Origin of the sequence: Cohnella boryungensis (assembly GCF_042651945.1) — a bacterium.
In the GTDB taxonomy this organism is placed as follows: domain Bacteria; phylum Bacillota; class Bacilli; order Paenibacillales; family Paenibacillaceae; genus Cohnella; species Cohnella boryungensis.
Genome location: NZ_JBHSED010000031.1, coordinates 13,756 through 29,273 on the forward strand (window position 1 = coordinate 13,756; position 15,518 = coordinate 29,273).

General features: G+C 57.3%; 14 protein-coding genes. 13 read left to right on the plus strand and 1 reads right to left on the minus strand.

The window, feature by feature from the left end; translation table 11 throughout:
- Window positions 1-9: 9 nt before the first annotated feature.
- The 4 genes from ACFO1S_RS14390 to pssA all read left to right on the plus strand — a co-directional run bounded on the left by ACFO1S_RS14390 (window position 10) and on the right by pssA (window position 5,989).
- Window positions 10-2,457, plus strand: coding sequence for an ATP-dependent Clp protease ATP-binding subunit (locus ACFO1S_RS14390; RefSeq protein ID WP_204605866.1), 2,448 nt, complete (start codon window positions 10-12; stop codon window positions 2,455-2,457).
- Between the two features lie 168 nt (window positions 2,458-2,625).
- Window positions 2,626-3,993: a DNA repair protein RadA gene (gene radA / locus ACFO1S_RS14395; protein ID WP_204605865.1), complete on the plus strand. Its 1,368-nt coding sequence runs from the start codon at window positions 2,626-2,628 to the stop codon at window positions 3,991-3,993.
- 16 nt (window positions 3,994-4,009) lie between these two features.
- Window positions 4,010-5,119, plus strand: a complete 1,110-nt coding sequence (disA, locus tag ACFO1S_RS14400) for a DNA integrity scanning diadenylate cyclase DisA (RefSeq protein ID WP_204605864.1) — start codon at window positions 4,010-4,012, stop codon at window positions 5,117-5,119.
- Between the two features lie 120 nt (window positions 5,120-5,239).
- Complete coding sequence (gene pssA, locus ACFO1S_RS14405) at window positions 5,240-5,989, plus strand: CDP-diacylglycerol--serine O-phosphatidyltransferase (RefSeq protein ID WP_204605863.1); 750 nt, start codon at window positions 5,240-5,242, stop codon at window positions 5,987-5,989.
- A 160-nt stretch (window positions 5,990-6,149) separates the two neighbouring features.
- On the opposite strand, the gene ACFO1S_RS14410 is transcribed toward pssA, so the two are convergent.
- Window positions 6,150-6,545 (minus strand): nucleoside triphosphate pyrophosphohydrolase family protein, encoded by a 396-nt coding sequence (locus ACFO1S_RS14410; RefSeq protein WP_204605862.1) that lies wholly within the window; start codon window positions 6,543-6,545, stop codon window positions 6,150-6,152.
- Window positions 6,546-6,740: 195 nt separating this feature from the next.
- Between ACFO1S_RS14410 and ACFO1S_RS14415 the strand changes: the two genes are divergently transcribed.
- The 9 genes from ACFO1S_RS14415 to ACFO1S_RS14455 all read left to right on the plus strand — a co-directional run bounded on the left by ACFO1S_RS14415 (window position 6,741) and on the right by ACFO1S_RS14455 (window position 15,371).
- Complete coding sequence (locus ACFO1S_RS14415) at window positions 6,741-7,829, plus strand: PIN/TRAM domain-containing protein (RefSeq protein ID WP_378127024.1); 1,089 nt, start codon at window positions 6,741-6,743, stop codon at window positions 7,827-7,829.
- Window positions 7,830-7,925: 96 nt separating this feature from the next.
- Window positions 7,926-8,636, plus strand: coding sequence for a 2-C-methyl-D-erythritol 4-phosphate cytidylyltransferase (gene ispD / locus ACFO1S_RS14420; RefSeq protein ID WP_204605860.1), 711 nt, complete (start codon window positions 7,926-7,928; stop codon window positions 8,634-8,636).
- Window positions 8,629-9,105 (plus strand): 2-C-methyl-D-erythritol 2,4-cyclodiphosphate synthase, encoded by a 477-nt coding sequence (ispF, locus tag ACFO1S_RS14425; protein ID WP_204605859.1) that lies wholly within the window; start codon window positions 8,629-8,631, stop codon window positions 9,103-9,105. Before ispD ends, ispF begins: the two co-directional genes overlap by 8 nt.
- 111 nt (window positions 9,106-9,216) lie before the next feature.
- Entirely contained in the window at window positions 9,217-10,686 is a 1,470-nt protein-coding gene (gene gltX, locus ACFO1S_RS14430; RefSeq protein ID WP_204605858.1) for a glutamate--tRNA ligase, read from the plus strand.
- A 519-nt stretch (window positions 10,687-11,205) separates the two neighbouring features.
- Window positions 11,206-11,976: a serine O-acetyltransferase gene (gene cysE / locus ACFO1S_RS14435; RefSeq protein ID WP_204605857.1), complete on the plus strand. Its 771-nt coding sequence runs from the start codon at window positions 11,206-11,208 to the stop codon at window positions 11,974-11,976.
- A gap of 6 nt (window positions 11,977-11,982) precedes the next feature.
- Window positions 11,983-13,395 (plus strand): cysteine--tRNA ligase, encoded by a 1,413-nt coding sequence (gene cysS / locus ACFO1S_RS14440; RefSeq protein ID WP_204605856.1) that lies wholly within the window; start codon window positions 11,983-11,985, stop codon window positions 13,393-13,395.
- Complete coding sequence (locus tag ACFO1S_RS14445; protein WP_204605855.1) at window positions 13,392-13,820, plus strand: Mini-ribonuclease 3; 429 nt, start codon at window positions 13,392-13,394, stop codon at window positions 13,818-13,820. The genes cysS and ACFO1S_RS14445 overlap by 4 nt, the downstream gene beginning before the upstream one ends.
- A gap of 236 nt (window positions 13,821-14,056) precedes the next feature.
- Window positions 14,057-14,830, plus strand: a complete 774-nt coding sequence (gene rlmB, locus ACFO1S_RS14450; RefSeq protein ID WP_378127026.1) for a 23S rRNA (guanosine(2251)-2'-O)-methyltransferase RlmB — start codon at window positions 14,057-14,059, stop codon at window positions 14,828-14,830.
- Window positions 14,823-15,371: an NYN domain-containing protein gene (locus ACFO1S_RS14455; RefSeq protein ID WP_204605854.1), complete on the plus strand. Its 549-nt coding sequence runs from the start codon at window positions 14,823-14,825 to the stop codon at window positions 15,369-15,371. The genes rlmB and ACFO1S_RS14455 overlap by 8 nt, the downstream gene beginning before the upstream one ends.
- The last annotated feature ends 147 nt before the right edge of the window (window positions 15,372-15,518 follow it).

Genomic DNA, 15,518 nt, shown 5'->3' on the forward strand with positions numbered 1-15,518 from the left:
GTGTGTCTCATGATGTTTGGCAGATTCACGGAACGCGCGCAGAAGGTGTTGGCCTTGGCTCAGGAAGAAGCAGTGCGGCTGGGACACAATAATATCGGCACGGAGCATATTCTACTTGGCTTGATCCGGGAAGGGGAGAGCATCGCCGCGAAGGCGCTGATCGCGCTGGGCCTGGGCTTGGAGAAAATTCAGGACGAGGTCGAGTCGTTAATCGGGCGCGGTCAAGAGCAGCCGACGAATATCGCGTACACTCCGCGCGCTAAGAAAGTCATCGAGCTGTCGATGGACGAAGCCCGCAAGCTGGGCCATACGTACGTCGGCACGGAGCATATTCTGCTGGGTCTCATCCGCGAAGGGGAGGGCGTAGCGGCGAGAGTGCTGAACAATCTGGGCATCAGCCTGAACAAAGCCCGCCAGCAAGTGCTGCAGCTGCTCGGCAGCAACGAAACCGTATCGCAGAACCACGGTCCGTCGGCTAATGTCAGCACTCCGACGCTGGACGGTCTGGCCCGCGATCTGACTGCCAGCGCGCGGGAAGGCAACATCGACCCGGTTATCGGCCGTCAGAAGGAAATCGAGCGCGTCATTCAGGTGCTCTCCCGCCGGACGAAGAACAATCCGGTGCTGATCGGGGAGCCGGGGGTCGGGAAAACGGCGATCGCCGAAGGCCTCGCGCAAAGAATCGTCAATAACGAGATTCCCGAGACGCTGCGCGACAAGCGCGTCATGACTCTCGATATGGGGTCTGTCGTGGCAGGCACGAAGTATCGCGGCGAGTTCGAGGACAGATTGAAAAAAATCATGGATGAAATCCGCCAAGCGGGCAACGTCATCCTGTTCATCGACGAGCTGCATACGCTTATCGGCGCGGGCGGCGCGGAAGGCGCGATCGACGCCTCCAACATTTTGAAGCCTGCTCTTGCTCGCGGCGAGCTGCAATGCATCGGCGCGACGACGCTTGACGAATACCGCAAATATATCGAGAAGGATGCCGCGCTGGAACGGCGCTTCCAGCCGATTACGGTGGATCAGCCTACGCCAGAGGAGGCCGTGCAGATATTGCTTGGCCTGCGCGACCGATACGAGGCGCACCATCGCGTCAAGATTACCGACGAAGCGATTGAAGCGGCCGTCAAGCTGTCCGACCGCTACATTCCGGATCGCTTCCTCCCGGATAAGGCGATCGATCTGATCGACGAAGCGGGCTCCAAGGTGCGGCTGAATTCGTACACGGTTCCGCCTAATCTCAAGCAGCTGGAAACAAGGCTTGAGGATATCCGCAAGGAGAAGGACGCGGCGGTTCAAAGCCAGGAGTTCGAGAAAGCGGCGGCTCTCCGCGATACCGAGCAAAAAATCCGTGAAGAGCTCGATTATACGAAAAATCAATGGAAAGAAAAGCAAGGCCGCACCGATTCCGAGGTTACGCCTGAGGACATCGCCCAAGTCGTGGCTAGCTGGACCGGTATTCCGGTCAGCAAGCTGGCCGAGGAAGAGACGGAGCGCTTGCTTAACATGGAGAGCATCCTTCACGACCGGGTTATCGGGCAGGAGGAAGCGGTCAAATCGGTGTCCCGCGCCATTCGCCGCGCCCGCGCGGGCCTCAAGGATCCGAAGCGTCCGATGGGCTCCTTCATCTTCTTGGGCCCGACGGGCGTCGGTAAAACCGAGCTCGCCCGCGCCATTGCGGAAGCGATGTTCGGAGACGAAAATGCGGTTATCCGCATCGACATGTCCGAGTACATGGAGAAACATTCGACTTCTCGTCTTGTCGGAGCGCCTCCGGGATATGTCGGCTACGACGAGGGCGGTCAATTGACCGAAAAGGTTCGCCGTAAGCCATACTCGGTTGTGCTGCTCGACGAGATCGAGAAAGCCCATCCCGAAGTATTCAATATTCTGCTTCAGGTGCTGGAGGACGGCCGATTGACCGATTCCAAAGGCCGTTCGGTCGATTTCCGCAATACGCTGATCATTATGACGTCCAACGTCGGCGCGGAGCAGATCAAGAAAAACTCGACGCTCGGCTTTACGGCGGCGCAGGATGCCGGACGCGATTATCAGAATATGAAGGAAAAAGTGCTCGCGGAGCTTAAGAAATCGTTCCGCCCGGAATTCCTGAACCGGATTGACGAGTCCATCGTCTTCCATCCGTTGAACGAAGAGCATATCGCTCAGATCGTGACGCTGATGGCCGATGAGCTTCGCAAGCGCCTTGTCGAGCATAACGTCAGCTTCGAGCTGACGGAATCGGCCAAAGCGTTCCTGGCGAAGGAAGGCTACGATCCGCAGTACGGGGCGCGTCCTCTCCGCAGGGCGATTCAGAAGCATATCGAGGATCGCCTGTCGGAGGACTTGCTGCTTGGCAAGATTTCCAAGGGCAACTCGCTCCTGATCGACGAAGAGAACGGAAGTCTTGTCGTGAAACAGCAAGGCGAGATTGAATTATCCAAAGCTTGAGCTAAGGCAAGAAGGCATGTATAGTTCTAAGCAGCCTTGGGAAGACTCCCCGCAGGACCGCATCGGTCCGGCGGGGATTTTTTTCGTCCATTCGGTTTCTCAGATCGTCCGAAAGTGGTAAAATTCTCAATAGGCACTACCAATAAGCAAAAGGAGCCATCATCTGCCATGGCCAAGGTCAAAACCAAGTTCGCATGCACCCAATGCGGCACGGAATCGCCCAAATGGATGGGCAAGTGTCCGGGGTGCCACGAATGGAACACGATGGTGGAGGAAACCGAAACGGAAATCAAAGCGCCCGTCGGACGGAGCGAGCTAACCCGGACGAAAGAAAAGGCGCGCGCGATCATAGATATAGAAAGTGGGCGGGAGCCCCGTGTCGAAACAGGCATGTCCGAGCTGAATCGGGTGCTCGGTGGAGGGCTCGTTCCGGGATCGCTGCTGCTCGTGGGCGGCGATCCCGGTATCGGCAAGTCGACGCTGTTGCTTCAGACTTCCTATTCCTTGTCCGCGCAAGGCCTTAAAGTGCTGTACGTTTCCGGCGAGGAATCCGTTCGCCAAACCAAACTCAGAGCGGATCGGCTGGGCGCTCTGAACGATAGATTGTACGTCCTCTGCGAAACAAACCTGGAAGTGATCGAGGAGGCGATTACCGAGGTTCAGCCGGACTTCCTCGTCATCGACTCTATCCAGACGGTATATCGGCCGGAGGTGGCCTCCGCTCCGGGCAGCGTCGCCCAGGTGAGGGAATGCACGGCCCACTTCATGCGCATCTCCAAGGTCAACGGGGTCGCGACGGTGCTTGTCGGGCACGTAACGAAGGAAGGAGCGATTGCGGGTCCCCGGCTGCTGGAGCATATGGTCGACTGCGTGCTCTATTTCGAAGGGGAAAGGCATCATACGTATCGGATACTTCGCGCTGTGAAAAATCGCTTCGGCTCCACGAACGAAATCGGAATTTTCGATATGACGGAGGATGGGCTGAGAGAGGTTTCGAACCCGTCGGAGCTGTTCCTGTCCGAGCGGCCGCTTGGCGTCGCCGGCTCTACCGTCGTCGCCAGCATTGAGGGCACCCGGCCGGTGCTGGTCGAGCTTCAGGCTCTCGTGTCGCCGACGCATTTTCCGTCTCCGCGCCGGATGGCTTCGGGCTTCGACCATCATAGAATGTCGCTCGTCATTGCGGTGCTGGAGAAGCGCATGGGCATGTTCCTGCAAAATCAGGACGCGTACCTGAATGTCGCAGGCGGCGTAAAGCTGGACGAACCCGCGACGGATCTGGCCGCGGCGGTCAGTCTGGCTTCCAGCTTCAAGGACGTTCCGACCAAGCCGTTCGATGCGATTTTCGGGGAAGTCGGTTTGACGGGAGAGGTTCGCGCGGTATCCCGGGCCGAGCAACGGGTGAAAGAAGCGCACAAGCTGGGCTTTAAACGCGTCATTATGCCGGAGCAAAGCACGAAGGGCTGGCAGGCACCCAAGGGAATTGCGCTTATCGGCGTCAGAACGGTCGCCGAGGCGCTTAAAGCGGCATTGGAATAAGGGGGGAAATGACATCATGAAAGAGCTGAAAGAGAAAGACCCTAAAGAAAAAGAACGGAACCAGCAGGAGAATACGATGAATCAGCTTCTGCAGATGGTTGCTCCGGGCACTCCGTTTCGCGACGGACTGGAGAACGTATTGCGCGCCAAGACGGGAGCTCTTATTGTCGTCGGCTACAGTCCGGAGGTGATGGAGGTCGTGGACGGCGGCTTTTCCATCAACTGCGACTTCAGCCCAAACTACCTGTACGAGCTGGCCAAGATGGATGGGGCCATCATCTTGAATGAGGACGTCAAGCGCATACTGTATGCGAATACGCAGCTTATTCCCGATTCCTCGATCTCGTCTTCGGAGACCGGAATCCGGCATCGGACGGCAGAGCGCGTGGCGAAGCAGACGGGCAAGCTGGTTGTGTCGATCTCGCAGCGGCGCAACGTCATTACGCTGTACCAAGGACAGCTCCGCTACGCTTTGAAGGAAATGGGCGTGATTCTGACGAAGGCGAACCAGGCGATTCAAACGCTGGAAAGATACAGGATCGCTTTGACCCAGTCGCTGACCAACCTGTCCGCCTTGGAATACGAAGAGCTCGTGACGATGCACGAGGTGGCCCATGTGATTCAACGTGCCGAGATGGTGCTGCGCATTAACAATGAAATTAATCGCTATGTATTGGAGCTGGGGAACGAGGGGCGGTTAATCAGCATGCAGAAGGAGGAGCTCGTCGGTTCGGCCGAGGAGGAAGCCCGTCTGCTGCTGAGAGACTACGCCAAGGATGAAGGAGAGGGCAAGGTCAAGGAAATCCAGGCCGCCATTCGAAAGCTGTCATCCGAAGAGCTGCTGGATCCCGCATCGCTTATTCGTATTCTGGGCTACCCTTCTTTGAACTCGGTTGTGGAGGAAGGCTTGCATCCGAGAGGATATCGCATCCTGAGCAAAATTTCGAGATTGCCGTCGGTGATCATTCAGAATCTGGTCGATCGATTCAAGGTTTTCCCACATATTGTTATGGCTTCCATCGAGGAATTGGACGAAGTCGACGGTATAGGCGAGGTGCGGGCAAGAGCGATCAAGGATGGCTTGAAACGAATTCAGGAGCAGGTGTTTATTGACAGACAGATATAAGGGGAATACAATTGGAAATGTTCTGCAAGGAAGCTCTATCCCTTATATCGACAGCAAGCGACAAGCTGGCAACGCTTAACATTCGGGCCAATAGGGTATAGTAAAGTCGAGGTGGCAAACATGATTACGAAGTCAATACCGAATTTATTTACCATAGGAAACCTGTCATTGGGCGTAATTGCCATTATTCTGGCATTCAACAATGAAACGAACAGTTCAAATACGGCGGCGTTGTTGATTATTATCGCCATGCTGCTGGACGGGTTGGACGGACGAGTGGCGCGCGCGCTGAATGCGCAAAGCGAATTCGGCAAGGAGCTGGACTCTCTCTCCGACGTCATTTCATTCGGAGTCGCTCCGGCGTTTATTATGTATCAAGCGGCGTTCCAGGGGGTCAGCCCGGCGTTGGCCTGGATCGTGACTGCGATTTTCCCCATTTGCGGGGCGCTTCGTCTTGCGAGATTCAATGTCGTCGATGGCATTCCGGGCTATTTTATCGGCTTGCCGATTCCGGCTGCCGGAGGCGTGCTGGCAACGCTCGCATTGTTCCACCACGAGCTGCATTATTCTTTGCTTCTACTCAGCACGGTCGCTCTGTCCTTCCTGATGGTCAGCAACATGAAGTACCCGAATTTCAAGAAGCTTGGCCTTCCGAAGAAGGCGATCTGGGCGATTCCCGTCGTTGTCGCAGGAGCGGCGGTTCTGGCGTACATGTTCCAACAGGCGATTCCCAAAGTCATTCTGGCGCTGCTGCTTCTCTATGCGCTCTGGGGCCTAAAAAAAAACGTTAAAGGCGTCTTCCGTATGGGAAAACGAGCCAAGGACGGTTCTTCCTCCGAAGAAGAGGAATCAACCAAGCATAGCGCATAGATTGCATAGGATCGACAAGAGAAGCCGCCTCATCCGCGAAACGCGAATGAGGCGGTTTTTTTGTTGTTTGTTTGGCGGTATCCGGCTATTGCAATTTGCATAACCGAAAAGCCCTGATACTCAGGGCTTTTCGGTGACTCGCTATTCGGACCGCGTGTATTTAAGTCAGATTAAACCAGCCCAGCGTAGAGCATTTGTCCGCTTCCTTGGCGACGACATCCTCCAGGCTGATATCCAGCAGATTGCACATGGCCGACATATAGAACAGATTCTTTCCCATTTCATTGCGGATAATCTCGCGGCATTGCTCGCAAAGGCTGCCTTCCATATGCGACTTCGATTGGCGATGCGCCTGATCCAGCGGCATCTCCTCGGAGAAGCCCTGATTGCGCGCGTTAAGGGCGATGCAGCCGCACTCCGTAATCGACTTGGATACGGCGCGGTTCACGGAGGCGTTGGACTGACTGAATTTCGTAACGACATCGAGCAGACTGCGATGACGGAGTAATAATTCCGACACCTGACTCTGGAATTCTTGAAGCGTAGGTGCGCTCATCCGTTCCACCTCGGTTACCTTTTATTTACTTTTTCCTCTCCATTATAGTTCAAGGGGCTAGAGAATTCAAAGCCCGATCTGATTTCTGAATAAACTTTTAGAAGCGGCCGGGAGGAAGGTTTGCAATCGGGAAATTGGAACATACTAGTAACGAGTTTATGAAATTGCGAAGTGAGAGGGAGTGATTTTACCATGATTATGAAAAGAGTCATCCAAACGATGGGACTGCTGCTGGGCGCGTTGCTGGGACAGCAAATGTCGGCGGCGCAGATGTCGTCGGGTTCGCCCTGGATGGAGGCCATGCTGGGATCGACCTCTGCGGCGGGAGGCTCGCTGAGCGCGATCGTAGGCGCGTGCGCAGGCTTTCTGGTCGCGACGACGGTCGCCGCTCCGTTGTCCCGTGCCTTGAATCGCGGAATCGACCAACTGGCGGGCTACCCTGCGTCTGAGCTGCTGTCCGGCTTGTTCGGCTTGATCTTCGGGCTTGCACTTTCTTCTTTCCTGTATCCCTATGTGTCGGACATTCCCTATGTGGGACAAGTATTGGCGGCAGGAACGGCGCTGGCTCTCGGGTATGCGGGATTAAACGTAGGCTTGCGCAAAAAGGACGATCTGGCCGGTTGGGCGCAGAAGCGAAGCAGAGGAGAAGCCCCGGACAAGCAAGGCCCTCGTTTCGAGGAGCATAAGATTCTTGATACAAGCGTCATCATCGACGGTCGGATCGCGGATATTTGCAAGACGGGCTTTATCGAAGGCACGCTGGTCATTCCGGAATTCGTGCTGGAGGAGCTTCAGCATATCGCCGATTCCTCCGATCTGCTGAAACGCAACAGGGGGCGGAGAGGTCTGGACATTCTGAATAAGATTCAGAAGGAGCTGGACGTTAAGGTGCTCATCTACGAGGAAGCGAACGAGGAGCCGGGCGAGGTGGACAGCAAGCTCGTCAAGCTGGCTAAGGCAATGCAGGGCAAGGTTGTCACGAACGACTTCAACCTGAACAAGGTATGCGAGCTGCAGGGCGTGTCCGTGTTGAACATCAACGATCTGGCGAATGCGGTGAAGCCTGTCGTGCTGCCCGGCGAGGAAATCATCGTGCAGGTCATCAAGGACGGCAAGGAGCATGGGCAAGGCGTCGCTTATCTGGACGACGGAACGATGATCGTCGTGGAGGGCGGAAGAGATTTTATCGGAACGACAATGGAGGTGCTCGTCACCAGCGTGCTGCAGACATCGGCGGGTCGAATGATCTTTGCCAAGCCGAAGCTATTGGAAAAAGCGCTTTGACGAGGTATGATAATAGAATTACGGGCGGGACGCGCTCAAGTGTCCCGTCTTTGGCTTGTTATCATAACGCGTGCGATAGACAGGGGATCATGCGACATGGAATGGGGAGCCGTCGTAGTTGCGGCGGGGCGGGGTGCCCGCATGGGGGCCGCCGAGAATAAAATCTATTTGAAGCTGGCCGGCAAGACGGTGCTCGAACAAGCGCTGGATGCGTTCGAGCATTGCGCTTCCGTAGACAGCGTTGTCCTCGTCGTGGGCTCCGAAGAGCAGGAGCGGGCGGCCGGAATCGTCAAGGCGGCGGGGTACCGTAAGATACGGAAGATTATCGTCGGCGGCGCCGAGCGTCAGGACAGCGTCTGCGCCGGGCTGAACGCGCTGTCGACCGATGGAGCGCTGATCCACGACGCGGCCAGACCGCTCGTTACCCCGGAGCAGATCGCGGCGTGCTGCGCGGCTGCGGAGGAGCACGGCGCGTCGGCGCTGGCCGTACCCGTGAAGGATACGATCAAGGTATCGGACGGTCAAGGATTTATCGTAGAGACGCCCGAGCGCAGTTTATTGTGGAGCGTTCAAACGCCCCAAGCCTTCAGTAGGCTGGAGCTGCTGGAAGCGCACCGGCGGGCGCGGGAGGAAGGCGCGTTCGCCACGGATGACGCCATGCTGCTGGAGCGTCTGGGGCGGAAGGTGGCTATCGTTCAGGGAGACTACGCGAACTTGAAGATCACGACGCCGGAGGATCTGCCCGTCGCGGAGCTGCTGCTTCGGGGGAGACAAGGCGTCAGGGGGAAGGAAGTTCAAGATGATTAGAGTGGGACAAGGATTTGACGTGCATCAATTGGTGGAGGGCCGTCCCTGCATTATCGGCGGCGTAACGATCCCGTTCGAGAAAGGGCTGCTGGGCCACTCCGATGCGGACGTGCTTTTACATACGATAAGCGACGCCATATTGGGAGCGCTGGCCCTAGGCGATATCGGCAAGCATTTCCCCGATACCGATCCGGTCTTCAAGGATGCGGACAGCGTAAAGCTGCTTGAGCAGGTATGGGCATTGGCCAAGGAACGCGGGTACAAGCTCGGCAATGCCGATGCGACGATTATCGCCCAAGCGCCCAAGATGGCGCCTTATATTCCCGCGATGGTCGAAGTCATCGCTCGCGCGCTTGAATGCGACCCGTCGCAGGTGAACGTAAAAGCGACAACGACCGAGCGGCTCGGTTTTCCCGGCCGCGGAGAAGGCATAGCCTCGCAGGCGGTCGTACTGCTCGTTAAGGCGTAAGAGCGCGAGGTCCGCCAATGTCGGAGGGTCAAGCGCCTGGAAGATAGGGAAGGATCTTGCCGCCGAGGGTCGGCTTTGAGGAGAACAAGCATCTTGAAGGAGGAATATGGAATGTCTACGGCCAAAGTACGCGTTCGCTATGCGCCGAGTCCGACGGGGCACCTGCATATCGGCAACGCGAGAACCGCAATCTTTAATTATTTATTCGCCCGCCATCATGGCGGGGATTTTATCATTCGTATCGAGGACACGGATGTCAAACGGAACGTCGCGGGCGGGGAAGAAAGTCAGCTGACCTACCTGAAGTGGCTCGGCGTCGATTGGGATGAAAGCATCGATCGCTCCGGCGAATATGGACCTTATCGCCAGACCGAGCGGCTGGACATCTATCGCGAGCACACGGAGCAATTGTTGAGTCGCGGGCTGGCCTACAAGTGCTATTGCACGGAGGAAGAGCTGGAGCGGGAAAGAGAGGCGCAATCGGCTCGCGGCGAGACGCCGAAGTATTCGGGCGCATGCCGCCATCTGGGAGCCGAGGAGCAGGCGAAGTTCGAAGCGGACGGCCGTGCGGCGAGCATTCGCTTTGTCGTTCCTTCCGACCGTACCTATACGTTCCGGGATCTCGTCAAAGGCGAAATTTCGTTTCGCTCCGAGGACTTCGGCGATTTCGTCATCGTCAAGAAGGACGGAATTCCAACCTATAACTACGCGGTGGCCGTCGACGACCATCTCATGGCCATCTCGCACGTGCTTCGCGGGGAGGATCATATTACCAATACTCCGCGCCAATTGATGATCTACGAAGCGTTCGACTGGACGCCGCCGGAGTTCGGGCATATGACGCTGATCGTGAACGATCAGCGCAAGAAGCTGTCCAAGCGCGACGAATCGATCGTTCAATTCATTCAGCAATACGATGAGCTGGGTTACCTGCCCGAAGCGCTGTTTAATTTCATCACCTTGCTGGGCTGGTCGCCCGAGGGCGAGGAGGAAATCTTCAGCCGGGAGCAATTGATCGAAATATTTAAGGCGAACCGTTTGTCGAAGAGCCCGGCCGTGTTCGATACGGCCAAGCTTAGCTGGCTGAATCAGCATTATCTGAAGCAAGCGGAGCCGGAGCGGGTCATCGAGCTGTGCGTGCCGCATTTGATTGCCGCGGGCCGATTGTCCGCAACGCCGGATGAAGGGGAGCTGAAGTGGGCCTCTGCGCTGGTAACGCTGTTCCGCGACCATCTGCGCTTCGGCGCGGAGATCGTGCCTCTGTCGGACTTGTTCTTTCAGGAGAAGCTTGCTTTCGACGATGAGGCTGCCGCCGTGCTGGCGGAGGAGACTGTGCCGACCGTGCTGGAAGCCTTCCGCAAGGAGATCGAGGAGGCAGGAGAAGAAGGCTTCTTCATCGACAACATGAAGGCGCTGATCAAAGCTGTGCAAACGGCTACGGGCGTGAAGGGCAAAGGCCTGTTCATGCCGATACGGGTCGCGCTCACCGGACAGACGCACGGGCCGGATTTGAACGGCACGATCTGGCTGCTCGGCCGCGACAAGGTGCTCAAGCGTCTGGACGAGCGTCTCCGCGCATAATCCGGGGCAGCCTGCGTTCGCCTCTCTTGTCACGAATGCGGGCTTCGGATATACTTGTGCTATATCGAATACGTGCGACGAACAGGAGAGTAAATTTCGCTGCGAGAGCGTACAGAGAGGGCGGCCACGGCTGAGAGCCGCCTCGTTCCGGCGAAGTCGAAATGCGCCTGGGAGCTGTGCCGCCGAGCGGACCACCGACGGATTGCGATCGCGAATCGCGCAACCGATGGCCGTTAAGCGGTGCCGGGAGGGATACCCGTTACCCATCCATAGAGGAGCAATGCGCCTTTTCGGACTATCGGAAAGTATAAGATACGAACATCTTTATACCCATCCGATAGCTCGATACCAAACGTGCCGCCGTACCCAGGAACGGCGAAGCCGTTTTGACTTGAACGCTTTGCTTAAGCAGAGTGGGACCACGTCACGACGTCTCTGCAGCGAATTTCGCTGCGGGGGCTTTTTTTTATTTTCGGCAAGGACTTGCCAGTATAGAGAGAAGCAGGGGGAGGGGACATAATGGGGATATGGCGAACAATGAAATCCGATATCGAAGCGGTGTTCGAGAACGACCCTGCGGCGAGAAGCTGGTTCGAAGTCGTCTTCACTTATGCGGGCTTGCACGCCATTTGGGCTCACCGGGTAGCGAACTTCTTTTACCGTCGCAAGATATGCATCATCGCCCGGATCATCTCGCAGGTTAGCCGCTTCTTCACGGGAATCGAGATTCATCCCGGCGCCACGATCGGGCGGAAGCTGTTCATCGACCATGGTATGGGGGTGGTCATCGGCGAGACGTGCGAGATCGGAGACGAAGTCATCATCTATCAGGGCGTGACGCTCGGCGGCACAGGGAAAGAGAAGGGCAAGCGCCATCCGACGATCGGCAACCGCGTCGTCATCGCTTCGGGGGCAAAGGTGCTCGGGTCGTTCACGGTAGGGGACAATACGAACATCGGAGCGAATTCGGTCGTGCTTCGCGAGGTGCCGCCGAACAGCACCGTCGTCGGCATCCCCGGACGCATCGTCAAGCGCAACGGGAAGAAGATCGGTGATCGGCTCGACCATACCAATCTGCCGGACCCGCTGATCGAGACGTTCCGGTTCATGCAGAAGGAAATCAACGATTTGAAAACAGAGCTTGAGCAATTGAAGGCGAACCGCGGCGGGGACGTGCGGGAGCTTGCGGCGATCGATTTCGGTGCGGGCGAAGGAACGAACCGGCCGAATTTAAATAAAGATAAGGATGCGGAGGAAGCGTCGCCGCAACTTGAGAAGAAAAGGGGCTAACGCAAAGTGAACGTGAAAATCTATGACAGCATGACCCGCGAGTTGCAGCCTTTCGTGCCGCTCGAGGCAGGCAAGGTAAATATGTACGTGTGCGGACCGACCGTCTATGACTATATCCATATCGGGAACGCGCGTCCGGTCATCTTTTTCGACGTTGTCCGAAGGTATCTGGAGGCAGTCGGTTTCGAGGTCAACTATATCGTGAACTTTACGGACGTGGATGATAAAATGATCCGCAAGGCAGCGGACATGGGCATCACGGTGACGGAGCTGGGGGAGAAGTACATCGCGGCCTTCAAGGAGGATCGGGAGGCGCTGGGCGCGCATTCCCCGACCGTATCCCCTCGCGTGACGGAGACCATCGACGAGATCGTCGCGTTCATCAGCGAGCTGGTGGATAAAGGGAAAGCCTACGAGAGCGCCGGAGATGTTTATTTTCGCACGAGCACGTTTTCCGATTACGGCAAGCTGTCCCACAAAAACCTTGACGAGCTGCAGTATGGCATCCGGATCGATGTGGACGAGCGAAAGGAGAATCCGCAGGACTTCGTCTTGTGGAAAGCCGCGAAGCCTGGGGAGATCTTCTGGCCGAGCCCGTGGGGGAACGGACGTCCGGGCTGGCATATCGAATGCTCCGCGATGGTAAGGAAATTCGCCGGGGATACGCTCGACATTCACGGCGGCGGCCACGATCTGCAATTCCCGCATCACGAATGCGAGATTGCCCAGTCGGAGTCATTGACGGATCGTCCTCTGTCGCGTTATTGGATGCATAACGGCTTCGTTAATATCAACAATGAGAAAATGTCCAAGTCCTTGGGCAACGGCGTAAACGTAAGGCAGCTTCTCAAGAGCACCAGCAAATTCGTGATTCGCTATCTGATGCTCTCGACGCACTATCGCAGTCCGCTTAATTTCAGCGATGAGACGATTCGCCAGGCGTCGGGCGGCATCGAGCGGTTGACCAATTGCCGCGACAACGTCAAGCATCGCTTGTCCACCGTGGCGAAGGGGAGCCTGTCCTTGCCTGCCGATGAAGGGCTAAGAACGCGGCTGGGAGAGCTGAGGGCGGAATTCCATTCGCGAATGCAAGACGACTTCAGCACGCCGGACGCGATTACGGCTTGGTTCGGCATCGTGTCCGAAGCGAATACTTATTTACAGCGCGAGGCGGTGAGCGAGTCGGACCTGCTCTTCCTCTCGGAGCTCATGGAAGAAATGAACGGGATATTGGGACTGCTTCCCGAAGCGGAGGAAGCGGAGCTGCTGGACGAGGCGATTGACGCCTTGATCGCCGAGCGGACGGCAGCGCGGGCTCAGCGGAACTTTGCCCGCGCGGACGAAATCCGCGATCTTCTGGCGCAGCGGGGAATCGTACTGGAGGATACGGCGCAAGGCATTCGGTGGCGGCGTAAATGAGCGACGTCCAGGAACAGGCGCCGGTCATTTCGCCGGTCATCCCTCCCGACGTGCCCATTCATCTGTTGTCCCCGATCGTGCTCGCTTATGCGGGGGACGCGGTGTTCGAGCTTTATATCCGGCAGCGTCTTATTGCGGGTCCCAATCGCAAGCCGCACGAGCTGCATCGGGCTGCGACGGGCTACGTCTCGGCGGCGGCGCAGGCAAGACTGCTGCAGGTCTGGATGCCGCTCCTAGACGATGAGGAGGCCGACATCGTCCGCAGAGGGCGCAACAGCAAGTCCGGCCAGCCTCCGAAGAACGCCGATCCGGCCGACTATCGCCATGCGACCGCTTTGGAAAGCCTTGTCGGCTACTTGTACTACAAAGGACGCAAAGATCGTCTGGAGCAACTGATCGACTTGGCTTTCTCCAAGACGGAATAACCGGTAAAGGAAGATAAACGATGCGCAACAATCATCCAAGATCGCCGGGGAGAACCCCCGGAGCTTCGAAGCCGCAGGCCGGAGGAGGCCGCCGTTCCGGGCACGAGGCCGCCAAGGGCGGAGAAGGCCGCAAGGACAGGGGCGCCCGGGAAGCGCAGCCGCAGCTGCGCCGGGAGTCTCCGGAGGAGCAGGCGCGTTGGGCGGAAGAGAGCGCCTTAAGAAGCGAAGAAGAGTACGTGGCCGGCAAGCATCCTGTGCTGGAGGCTTTAAGGGCGGGGCGTTCCATCAACAAAATCTTTCTCTCCAATCAGGCCCAGCGCTCGCTCGTGCAGCCGATTCTGGAGGAAGCGAAGGCGCGCCGCATTGTCGTGCAGCAGGTGGACAAGAGCAAGCTGGACCGCCTTGTTCCCGATATGCAGCATCAGGGCGTCGTGGCGCAAGCGGCCGCCGTCGCCTATGCCGAGGTGGACGAACTTCTGGCCCGCGCAGCCGAGCGCGGAGAAGCGCCGTTGATCGTGCTGCTGGACGAGATAGAAGACCCTCACAATCTGGGCTCTATTCTTCGAACCGCCGATTGCACCGGCGTTCATGGCGTAATCGTGCCCAAGCGCCGCAGTGCAGGATTGACGGCCGTCGTGGCCAAGACTTCAGCCGGCGCCGTCGAATACGTCCCGGTGGCAAGAGTGGCCAATCTGGCGCAAACGATAGAGAAACTGAAGGAAGCCGGGCTATGGATTGCGGGAGCGGATGTCGGGGCGGTCGAAGGGTTCTACGAATCGAATCTGACCGGACCGCTCGCCATCGTTATCGGCAACGAGGGGCAAGGGCTGTCCCGGCTTGTTAAAGAGCGCTGCGACTTTATCCTCTCGCTTCCGATGGCCGGACAGATCAACTCGTTGAACGCGTCCGTCGCGACAGGGGTTATCCTGTATGAGGTCGTGCGCCAGCGCCAGGAAGCCTTAAAGAAAAGAGGTACCTCGCAAGCCGCTTTCCCGGCCGATCATGCATAAGGGAAGAACGTTCCAGCGGGAGGACGTTCTGCTTGTCGACGGCTACAATATGATCGGCGCTTGGCCGGAGCTGGCCGGGCTCAAGGAAGAGAAGCTGGAGGATGCGAGAGATCGGCTGCTGGACATGCTATCCGATTATCAGGGATATGCAGGGTTGATCGTAATCGTCGTCTTCGATGCCTTCCGCGTGCCCGGCGCCGGAGCGGAATATCGTCCCCGCAAGAAGTTCAGCGTCGTCTATACGAAGGAGAAGGAGACCGCCGACGAGTGCATCGAGCGTCTCGTAGGGGAGTGGACTTCGGTCAAGCGGAACATCTATGTCGCCACCTCCGATCTGGTGGAGCAGCATGTCGTTCTCGGGAGAGGAGCGCTCCGCGTATCGGCCCGGGAGCTCAGGCTTGCCGTTCAGCAGAGCAGCGCCGAAATCCGGACGGCGATCAGGAGCGATCGGCAGATGAAGAAAAATCCGCTGGAGGGTACGCTGCCCGAAGAGGTTCAGAAGCGTCTGGAGCGGATGAGACGAGGGCTGGAGGATTTGTGACGAGCCGTGAATGAAAATGTCGAAAACTGGCTATCGCTTACAGAAATGACAATTCGGGAGAAGCGGCAATCGCGGCAAATCCATTGACGCTATGCATCAGATCAAGTATATTGATAATAGTTTGATAGAGTAAGAAGTTCCAGTACG

Excerpts from the sequence above, each read along its gene's own strand:
- radA (WP_204605865.1), top strand. The coding sequence starts at position 2,626 with ATGGCCAAGGTCAAAACCAAGTTCGCATGCACCCAATGCGGCACGGAA.
- ACFO1S_RS14410 (WP_204605862.1), bottom strand. The coding sequence starts at position 6,545 with ATGAGCGCACCTACGCTTCAAGAATTCCAGAGTCAGGTGTCGGAATTA.
- ACFO1S_RS14445 (WP_204605855.1), top strand. The coding sequence starts at position 13,392 with ATGAGCGACGTCCAGGAACAGGCGCCGGTCATTTCGCCGGTCATCCCT.
- gltX (WP_204605858.1), top strand. The coding sequence starts at position 9,217 with ATGTCTACGGCCAAAGTACGCGTTCGCTATGCGCCGAGTCCGACGGGG.
- ispF (WP_204605859.1), top strand. The coding sequence starts at position 8,629 with ATGATTAGAGTGGGACAAGGATTTGACGTGCATCAATTGGTGGAGGGC.
- ACFO1S_RS14455 (WP_204605854.1), top strand. The coding sequence starts at position 14,823 with ATGCATAAGGGAAGAACGTTCCAGCGGGAGGACGTTCTGCTTGTCGAC.
- ispD (WP_204605860.1), top strand. The coding sequence starts at position 7,926 with ATGGAATGGGGAGCCGTCGTAGTTGCGGCGGGGCGGGGTGCCCGCATG.
- disA (WP_204605864.1), top strand. The coding sequence starts at position 4,010 with ATGAAAGAGCTGAAAGAGAAAGACCCTAAAGAAAAAGAACGGAACCAG.
- ACFO1S_RS14390 (WP_204605866.1), top strand. The coding sequence starts at position 10 with ATGATGTTTGGCAGATTCACGGAACGCGCGCAGAAGGTGTTGGCCTTG.
- cysE (WP_204605857.1), top strand. The coding sequence starts at position 11,206 with ATGGGGATATGGCGAACAATGAAATCCGATATCGAAGCGGTGTTCGAG.
- pssA (WP_204605863.1), top strand. The coding sequence starts at position 5,240 with ATGATTACGAAGTCAATACCGAATTTATTTACCATAGGAAACCTGTCA.